Consider the following 9292-nt stretch of genomic DNA (forward strand, 5'->3'; position numbering starts at 1 on the left):
AAGGTCGCCAATTTTTTCTTAACTTATTCTATCTTATTTCCCAACAACTCTATTACAAAGATTGTCTTAATGTAGCACTGTGTACTGTATGACCTGCATTTTTCATAAATTAGGCGATCGCCAAACACTAAAGTTTTAAGGATGCGTGTAATGGATTTAAAATTTACAGTTCATAACGGCTTTGTTGGATCAATGTTGCGAGCGCATCCGTTCTGCTATCGCTGACACTACTCCCTCGCACTCGCACCCAGGGGAAACGCATCTAAATTCTGGAACCTTTTGTTGTTGAGCTTTAAAGATAAATACTCGTAACCTATAACCCTTGCCCTGTCAGAACTTAAATGCAGGAGATGTGTTTTCCCTGCCTTCGCACCTTGGAACTTGATTTAACAGACAAGTCAAACATCACATTCTTGTGTAATAGCGATAGTCTCAAAGAGCAACTACACTAATTATTCCTATAGCATATCTTTGATCGCTAGGGAAAAACTCGAGGATTTTCAATGAAAGCTGCATCTACACAGTCTCTAAAATTCTTAAATTCTTTGAGTCTTTGTCTGATCCAATTTTTGAGTACAAACCACCAACGTTCTATCTTATTAAAATCTGGCGAGTAAGGTGGTAGATACCAGATTTCACACTTGGCTTTAGCTACTAATTCTTCAATATAAACTGACTTATGAAACGTTGCGTTATCCACTATTATCGCTTGCCCTGGGTGTAATTTTGGTAGTAAACAATGTTCCAACCAGTTCTCATGCTATACACGATTACAACTTCCTACAAATGTTAAAGGAGCAAACATTTTTTCTTGATTTATAGCTGCAATCGCTCCTTACTCTCTCAGTCCTTTTTCCTGACTTCATACCTGGTAATCTTTTTCCTTTAACTCCATAACCATAAGGATAATCTTCCCGATTATCTATTCCGGCTTCATCTACATAAACAATACTTTTCTTGTCTATTTGATTCAGTTTCAACATGAACTATTCTGTTTGTGATTCGTCTCTTTCTTGATAACCATATGTTTTTTTTTACGAGTAAAACCAATTTTTTTTTAACCTCTACTAATAGTAAAACGACTACAATTTCCCCATTTTCCAGCCATTTGTTTTTGAGTTTGCTCGTGATTAGCCTCAACAAATTTTTCAAATTTTTCCCAATCTTTAATTTTAGATGTTTGAGGAGGAGGTACATTGGCCTTAGCGACTATTGAGCCTGTGGTTAAATATCGATCTCGCCATTGATGAAGAGTAGGCCGACTTATATTTAATAAACGACTCACATGACTGATAGACGTACCATTAATAATCAGATTAACAGCCCGTTCACGCAAATCCTGACTGTAAGGATGTACCATAACACTCAAACTTGATTTTTCAAGATAGAAATACCTTAAACTATAAACTGTCAATTGTCAATACCTAAACACTCATCCTTAAAACTTTAGTGTTTGACGATCGCCTAATTTATGAAAATGCAGGTCATACAGTACACAATACTACATTAAGACAGTCTTTGTAATATGTAAATATGCCAGCGCTCATTGCTATAATTGTTGAACTTTTGAAAAGAGGGGCGGAGGAGGAAGATTTAGATCGTGTTCTTTTATTACACGGAGTGATGATAGAAGACGAATCAAGGGTGCAAGGCTTAGTCAGTGCTGGAGTTGATCCTAAAAGCTTCTTGGGCACTACACCTTTAATTGAAGCTGTTCAAAGAGAAAATATCAACATAGTAGAAATACTCTTATCAGCTGATGTCGATGTTAATGCTAGAGATGCAAAAGGTAATACTGCTTTAATAGAAGCGGCTCGAATTGCTAGTGTGGAAAGTTCTAAAATGCCAAAAATCGTTAAAAGCTTATTGAAAGCAGGAGCTGATGTTAATGCCAAAAATCTAGATGGTTACCGACCCCTTACCTATGCTTGGCATATAGATCGACAAACTTACAATGACGTTTGCACTTTAGGTCATCCCGGTATTCAGAGATTATTACAAGACGCTGGAGCTATTGATGAATTGGATTCTCCTTGATGGTGAAGGATGAGCAGGTGGAGGCAGCTTTTAGTTATGTGGGAGATTCGCCTCTGGTGCGGGTGGATGAGTCTGGGAATGGGGTTTATTATTTGACGGATGCCTTGGGTTCGGTTATTGGTTTGGTGGATGGTAATGGTGAAAAAATTGCAGATTTCCCCAAAATAAGCAGGGCTAATTCATTGTCACGAGAGAAAAAAGAAGTAGGGGAGTGGGGGAGTGGGAAGTAAAGTCAATTCATAGTCACGCGATCAAAAAATTGTATCCTTTGAAATTTTGAAATTTCGTACATCTTAACTAGAATTAGTTAACCAAAAATATAGGGTTGTAAATATTTTCGCTACGACAATGAATTAGCCCTGCCCCAAAATAAGGGGATGCGCGGGGGCGAGCGATGTAGCAAATGGGACTTATCAGACAACCTCTAAGAATGGGTAATTATTAATTATTAATTGCTACTGCCTTCTTCTTAATTTCACCATAAAAAAGCCATCCATTTTTTCTCTATGAGGCCAAACTTTTACCCATCCTTCCGCAGTGGGAGACACTATAAAATCAATAGTTGGTGCTTCAATTTCCCACTCATAATTATTTGTCAAAAACTTCTCAATCACTTCCTCATTTTCTAAAGGATGAATTGTACAAGTTGCATATACCAAAACTCCCCCTGGTTTTACCCATTTGGCAGTATTTCCTAATAACTCACTCTGAAGTTTTGAGAGCTTTTGAATATTTTCTGGAGTTTGTCTCCACCTTGCATCTACTCGACGGTGTAAAGTTCCTAAACCAGAACAAGGTACATCTAATAAAACTCGGTCAGCTCGATTAATAAATTCAGGAAAACTTCGACTATCTCCTATAGAGATAGAAATAGATTTTAACTGCAATCTTTCAGCATTTTGTTCTAACATTTCTAGACGAGAATCTGTTTTATCAATAGCAAAAATTTTGCCATTATCTCCTATTAATTCTGCTATGTGAGTTGTCTTACCTCCAGGGGCAGCACAAGCATCAATAATTGTTTCTCCTGGTTGTGGATTTAATAAATAACTAACTAATTGAGCGCTACTATCTTGAACTGACCACCAACCTTCTTTATAACCTGGTAATTCTTGAATTGGACCTACTGCACCTGTTAGTCTTAAAAGTTGGGGAAATTGGGGCATCCAGTCAACAGAAATACCTGCATTTTTAATTGCTGTTTCTACTTCTTTGATTGAAGTATTGAGCGGATTAATTCTTAAATCAAGGCTCGGCGATTGATTGAACCATGAGCATAATTCTTCGGTTTCTTTTAAACCTAATTTCTCTATCCAATATTCAACTATCCAGTCAGGAAAACTATATAATGTTCCTAATTTTTGTACTGGATTTTTAGGTAGATCTATTGTCAATTCTCGCCGAATATATTCTCTGAGTAAACCATTAATAAAACCAGTTAATCTAGCTAGTTTACTTTGTTTTGCTAGCTCAACAGTGGTATTAACTGCTGCTGATTCTGGAATTTGTGCTAAATAAGATAATTGATATAAACCAATATGAAGAATTATTCGTAAATCTGGGTGTTGTTGGTGAGATTTCTTTTTTGCTAATTGATCGATAATTGCATCAAGCGATCGCTGCTTTCTCACACATCCATAAACTAATTCTGTAACTAATCTACGGTTAGCATCAATTAAATCATTTTTTCTGAGATGTTTATCTAGGGCAAAATCAGCAAAAGCTTGTTTTCGATACACTTCTTGGAGGATAGTAAAAGCTAATTTACGAGGGTTATTATTCACTGGAATTAATTAAAAAAAAATTAATAACTTTTTTTATGAATCTGGAAATTATAGCATGATAATATATAGCAGAAGGAAGAAGGAAGAAGGAAGAAGGAAGAATAAAGAAGAAAGTTGATATTCCTTTATTTCTACTGCGGAGTTCTCTCAAACAGATATTTGATCGCTCAAGAGTAGCCATGGCAGTTGGTATAGATGAATAGTTTTAACTTTAAACTGTCCAAAATTTAACATTAGTAGATTAATATTGACTTATTAATAATTCCTCTATTTGAAAAGTCTTTCCCTATTCCCTATTTTCTTGAATAGTTTACTAAAATAAGTAGTCAAACAAAATTAATTGTATATTTGATAGTCCAGTTAAAATAGGTAGGACAAATGATTGTTATAGCATTGATTAAAAAAGTGAAGTACGACTTATTGCTTATTACCGAAAAATTCTGGGTATACGCTTCCCCTTTTTAGGGGATAAAAAGCGATTGAGGCATGGATGGGTTATCTAACCATATCCATGAGACCAAGATAAAAGAGAATATGCCAGATTTCAAGCATAAGGCATTTCCTACGGAATGCTGCGCAAACAGCTAGAGGTACTGATAACTGATAACTGATAACTGATAACTGAAATTACCTCTTCCCCAATTAAAAAATGAAATTACAACCAGAAAACCAATTGTTTGTCGTAGGTATAGCAATATTTGTAGAGAATCTACAACTACTAGAAACATTTTTTTCTCATTTGCCAAAGCAACTAAATATTGCATTCATAATAGTACTCCAAAATCAATCTGCTAATTTTCCTAGTCAGCTTGTCCAACTTATAGAAGGAAAAACGAGCCTTACAGTCCATACTATAGAAGATGGAATGAAAATGAACCCCTGGACTGTATATATTGCGCCAGAGGGAAAATATCTATATTTAGAAACTCAGACCCTACATTTACTCGATCTTTCCTCAGAGTCTGACACTCCCATCAACTATTTTTTCAAGTCTCTGGCACAAGAATGGGGAAAGCACGCTCTTGCCATTCTCATTTCTGGCAGTGGTGATAATGGCCAAGAAGGATTAGCAGCTATCCGTGACGCTAATGGCTTTGCTCTGGTTAAATCTCCAGAAACAGACCAATTTACCAGTATGTCCACCAATACTATTTCCTCTGAGTTAATTGAAGAAATCTTGTCTCCAGTAGAACTTGCTCAACTTATTTACCACATTGTGGAGTGGGAAAAAAATCTATTATCATCTAGAGAAGATAAAGAATCACTATTAATTCCTTCCGAAGAACTACAGGAAATATTAAGTATCCTCTACAAATATAAAGAAGTAGATTTCTACTATTACAAAACTTCCACCATCACTCGTCGAATTATTCATCGCTGCACTGTAGTAGGAGCTGGAAAGCTAGAAAATTATATTCATTATCTCAAAAATTCTCAAGAAGAACAAAAAATACTTTACCAAGATTTACTCATCGGTGCTACCTCTTTTTTTAGAGATCCTCCAGCTTGGGAATATTTAAGAACAGAAATTCTGCCCGAACTTGTAAAGAAAGCTCAACTAGAAGAAAAACAATTGCGAATTTGGGTTTCTGCTTGTGCAACAGGAGAAGAAGCCTACTCAATGGCCATCCTAATTGATGAAGCTATCCGAGAAACAGGTAAGTCTCTAAAAGTGAAAATTTTTGCCACGGATATTGATAATAAAGCTCTAGAAACTGCTGCTAGGGGAATTTATCCAGAGTCTATTGCCAAATATATACCTCAGGAATACCTAGAAAGATATTTTCACCATGAAGTAGATAGTTACCAAGTAAAGCGATCGCTGAGGGAAATGCTGATATTTGCCCCTCACGATCTGAGCAAAAATCCTGGTTTTTCTAGGATGAATTTAGTTTCGTGCCGTAACGTACTGATTTATATGCAGCCAGAATTGCAGCAACGAGTGCTACGGTTACTCCACTTTTCCTTATCATCCCAAGGAATTTTATTTTTAGGTAATACTGAAAGCGTTGGAGAATTAGAGGAAGAATTTATCCCCCTCAAATCTTGTTTGAAAGTTTATCACAAGCGACGAGATGTCCAGCTACCCTTAACTCATCTGACACCAAAAGCAGTAACCATGGCTACTATCTATTCTTCCAGACAGACAAAACTTAATCGCTACAGACTTGACAAAATGCTGACAGAAGTATTTCAAGTAGGTTTTGGGGAGCGAAAAATTACTGCTTTGTTGGTAAATATAGATAACCGCTTACTGAATGTTTTCTACAATGAGGCCGATCTACTACAAATTCCTATTGGGGAAGCAAATTTAGAAGTCACCGACATTATTTTACCAGAACTAAAGCTACCTTTAGATACAGCACTGCATCGTGCCAAACGAGATAAGCTGACAGTTTTGTATACTGGAATAAAACTCTACCGAAACTATCGAGAAGAAAATATTACTCTGCGAGTTGGCTACAACTGCAACACCCCATCATTAGAAGAATATTTAATTGTATTTCTGGAAATAGAAACCCCACCAATGGTATCTTTACTGAACGATCGTCAAAAAAAAGTTTATGAAGTAGCACCAGAAGTAGCACAACAAATTACAGAGCTAGAATATGAACTTCAACAAACCAAAGAAAATTTACAAGCAGCAGTAGAAGAGCTGGAAACTATTAACGAAGAGCAACAAGCTACTAATGAAGAATTACTAGCCTCCAACGAAGAGCTTCAAAGTACCAATGAAGAGTTACAGTCAACAAACGAAGAATTGTTTACTATTAACTCCCAATATCAGGCAAAAATTGAAGAGCTGACTCATCTGAGTGAAGATATTGATAATCTGCTCCTGAGTATAGATATCGGCGTAGTTTTCCTCGACAAAAATCTCAAAATTCGTAGATTTACCCCCCCTGCTACCCAAGCTATTAATATTAGAGGCACTGACATTGACCGCCCTATATATCATTTTACTCACAACCTAGACTGCCCAGATTTCATCGAAATTATCCAACAAGCTCTCAGCAATCAAAAATTAATCGAGAGGGAAGTAACTTTATCTCCTACTAGAGAAAATTTACTCCTGCGCATTCATCCCTATATTCGGGAAGATGAGATCAACGATGGCATAGTCATCACATTAGTAAATATTAACGAACTCCAAAAGACTAAAACTAAACTCACACACACTAATAATGTTCTGGAAAGCTTGTATGAATCTAGTCCCGCAGGTTTGTTTTTACTAGACCAAGAATTAAGATTTTTACGCATTAACTCTATTTTTGCTGAGATTAATAACTTGAACGTATCAGAAAATATTGGCAAGACTTTTGCAGAAGCACTACCGTATTTAGCAGATCAATTAAATCCCTTATTCCATAAAATATTGGCAACAGGAGAAATTATCAGAAATATTGAAATTAATGCTCCTCATGCTACTGACATTGAAACAGTAGGTTGGTGGCTATCAAGTTATTATCCTATAGAATTAGAAAACGGCAAACAAGGAATTGGTGGAGTAATTACAGAAATTACTCAACTCAAACAAATTCAACAAAAGTTATTAGAAAGCCAAAAATTAGCTGAAGTAGCTAACAATACTAAGAGTGACTTTTTCAAACAGATGACCCATGAGCTGCGAACACCTCTAAATATTATTCTAGGTTTTACACAACTTTTAGCCCATGGAGATAATCTCAATGAGCAGCAAATAGAGCAGTTAGACCTGATATATAAAAGTGGGAATAATTTACTAGAATTAGTCGAAGAAGTTTTGGATTTTTCTAAGCTAGAAGCTAACCGCATGGAGCTGAAGCTGAGTTTGTTTGATTTTAAAGCCTTCATCACAGAGCTGAGACAAATGTTTCGACCAAGTGCAGAAAAAAAAGGTTTGAATTTATTGCTTGAGCTTGATGAGAGAGTACCTCAATATATTTATGGCGATCGGCAGAAACTACGACAAGTACTGATTAACTTCCTTTCCAATGCTATCAAATTTACTGATGTGGGTCATGTGAAATTAAGCGTCCGAGTTGCACAAATATCAGAAAGTAATGATACAGAAGATGATACAGAAGTGAACCCCGTTGATTTAACTACTAACTTAGAGTTTGAGATTGAAGATACAGGTAAAGGTATGACTCAGCAAGAGTTAGAGAAAATATTTGAAGCATTTGTTCAAGGCACAGCAGGTAGGTATTCTCAAACAGGTACAGGTCTAGGTTTGTCAATAAGTCAGGGATTTGTGCAACTAATGGGTGGCGATATTCATATCCAGAGTAATCCTGCTTCAGGAACAACTTTTAGTTTCTCAATTATGGTTAATTATGCTGCCGATACTACCCATACCAAGCTGCCAGTTGTTCAACAAATATTAGGTCTTGCTCCCGACCAACCAGAATATCGTATTTTAGTAGTTGATGACCGAGAAGAAAATCGAAAATTGCTACTGATGATGTTGAGACCATTAGGTTTCCGAATATTAGAAGCAGCTAATGGTGAAGAGGCGCTCCACCAGTGGGAGCAGCACCAACCACAGTTAATTTGTATGGACCTACGAATGCCTGGAATGAATGGATTTGAGGCTATTGAACAGATTAAATCTACCCCTGAAGGTCAAAATACGATGATTATTGCCCTTTCTGCTTCTGGAGCTTTTAGTGACGAGCAACATTCATTTTTGGAAGATAACTGTTGTCATATACTCTCCAAACCAGTTGAGGAAGATGTTTTGCTCAACTCAATTGCTGAATGTATTGGTGTTAAATACATATATAGTTCTTGTAATATTACCTCTACTCCTGACACCGATACTTCAACAGTACCTAATTTATCTAAAGACACCTTGAGTGATATTAGTATCAGTCCAGAGTTTCGCTCTCAACTTCGCACAGCAGCTCTTAGCTGTAGCTCTGAGGAGGTTATTTCTCTATTAGAGCAAATTCCAGAAGAACACCAGCAACTCACAGACGCTTTGATGGAATTAGCTGATGAGTTTCGGTTTGATATTATTGCTGAATTGATGGAAGAAGAGTAGGAAGGAAAAAGAAGGCTGAATATCATGTCTGGTAGCATTGTTTGTGTATATAGGACTGTGCGCAGGCAACAGGCAATAGGCAACAGCGGTCAGACCCCGCGTCGCCACCAGCTCGCTTGCGGAATGCTAACTAAGAGAGGCAATAGGGGGGAATAAAAAGCTGATAGTATAAGACTTTTAGCTATTGGACAGTTTCTGCAATTTGTACATAAGCCAGCGCACATTGATACAGGCTTTTTGACAACTCTGGGATTATACTTAGGGACTCGTTCGGGTAATAACGTATCTAATTTTTTAGATTTTTAATCACGGTTGAAATAGTATTTGAATCTAATGTTTTTTCTAATATTTCTAGGCCGATTTTCAAAGTAGTGACAATTGCCATAATAGTCACAATTTCTGTTATAAGAATCATAGTCCCGGTCGTATCTATCACGTCTTCGCC

4 protein-coding genes and 1 pseudogene are annotated in these 9292 nt (G+C 36.6%); 3 read left to right on the forward strand and 2 right to left on the reverse strand.

Annotation, left to right across the window (positions count from 1 at the left end):
• Window positions 1-478: 478 nt before the first annotated feature.
• A pseudogene (locus AC3DU7_RS16690) lies at window positions 479-1360 on the reverse strand (IS630 family transposase).
• A 173-nt stretch (window positions 1361-1533) separates the two neighbouring features.
• Here AC3DU7_RS16690 and AC3DU7_RS16695 point away from each other — a divergent pair.
• Window positions 1534-2037 carry an ankyrin repeat domain-containing protein gene (locus AC3DU7_RS16695; RefSeq protein WP_488040449.1) on the forward strand — a complete coding sequence of 168 codons (504 nt, stop codon included), beginning with the start codon at window positions 1534-1536 and terminating at the stop codon, window positions 2035-2037.
• Entirely contained in the window at window positions 2037-2267 is a 231-nt protein-coding gene (locus AC3DU7_RS16700) for a hypothetical protein (protein ID WP_488040450.1), read from the forward strand. The genes AC3DU7_RS16695 and AC3DU7_RS16700 overlap by 1 nt, the downstream gene beginning before the upstream one ends.
• Window positions 2268-2492: 225 nt before the next feature.
• Here AC3DU7_RS16700 and AC3DU7_RS16705 read toward each other — a convergent pair whose 3' ends face one another.
• The gene (locus tag AC3DU7_RS16705; RefSeq protein ID WP_488040451.1) at window positions 2493-3821 is read right to left on the reverse strand and encodes a 16S rRNA (cytosine(967)-C(5))-methyltransferase; all 1329 of its coding nucleotides are present in this window, start codon (window positions 3819-3821) and stop codon (window positions 2493-2495) included.
• 649 nt (window positions 3822-4470) lie between these two features.
• Between AC3DU7_RS16705 and AC3DU7_RS16710 the strand changes: the two genes are divergently transcribed.
• Complete coding sequence (locus AC3DU7_RS16710) at window positions 4471-8847, forward strand: CheR family methyltransferase (protein WP_488040452.1); 4377 nt, start codon at window positions 4471-4473, stop codon at window positions 8845-8847.
• The last annotated feature ends 445 nt before the right edge of the window (window positions 8848-9292 follow it).

The organism is Okeania sp., assembly GCF_983059655.1.

Excerpts from the sequence above, each read along its gene's own strand:
- AC3DU7_RS16700 (WP_488040450.1), top strand. The coding sequence starts at position 2,037 with ATGGTGAAGGATGAGCAGGTGGAGGCAGCTTTTAGTTATGTGGGAGAT.
- AC3DU7_RS16710 (WP_488040452.1), top strand. The coding sequence starts at position 4,471 with ATGAAATTACAACCAGAAAACCAATTGTTTGTCGTAGGTATAGCAATA.
- AC3DU7_RS16695 (WP_488040449.1), top strand. The coding sequence starts at position 1,534 with ATGCCAGCGCTCATTGCTATAATTGTTGAACTTTTGAAAAGAGGGGCG.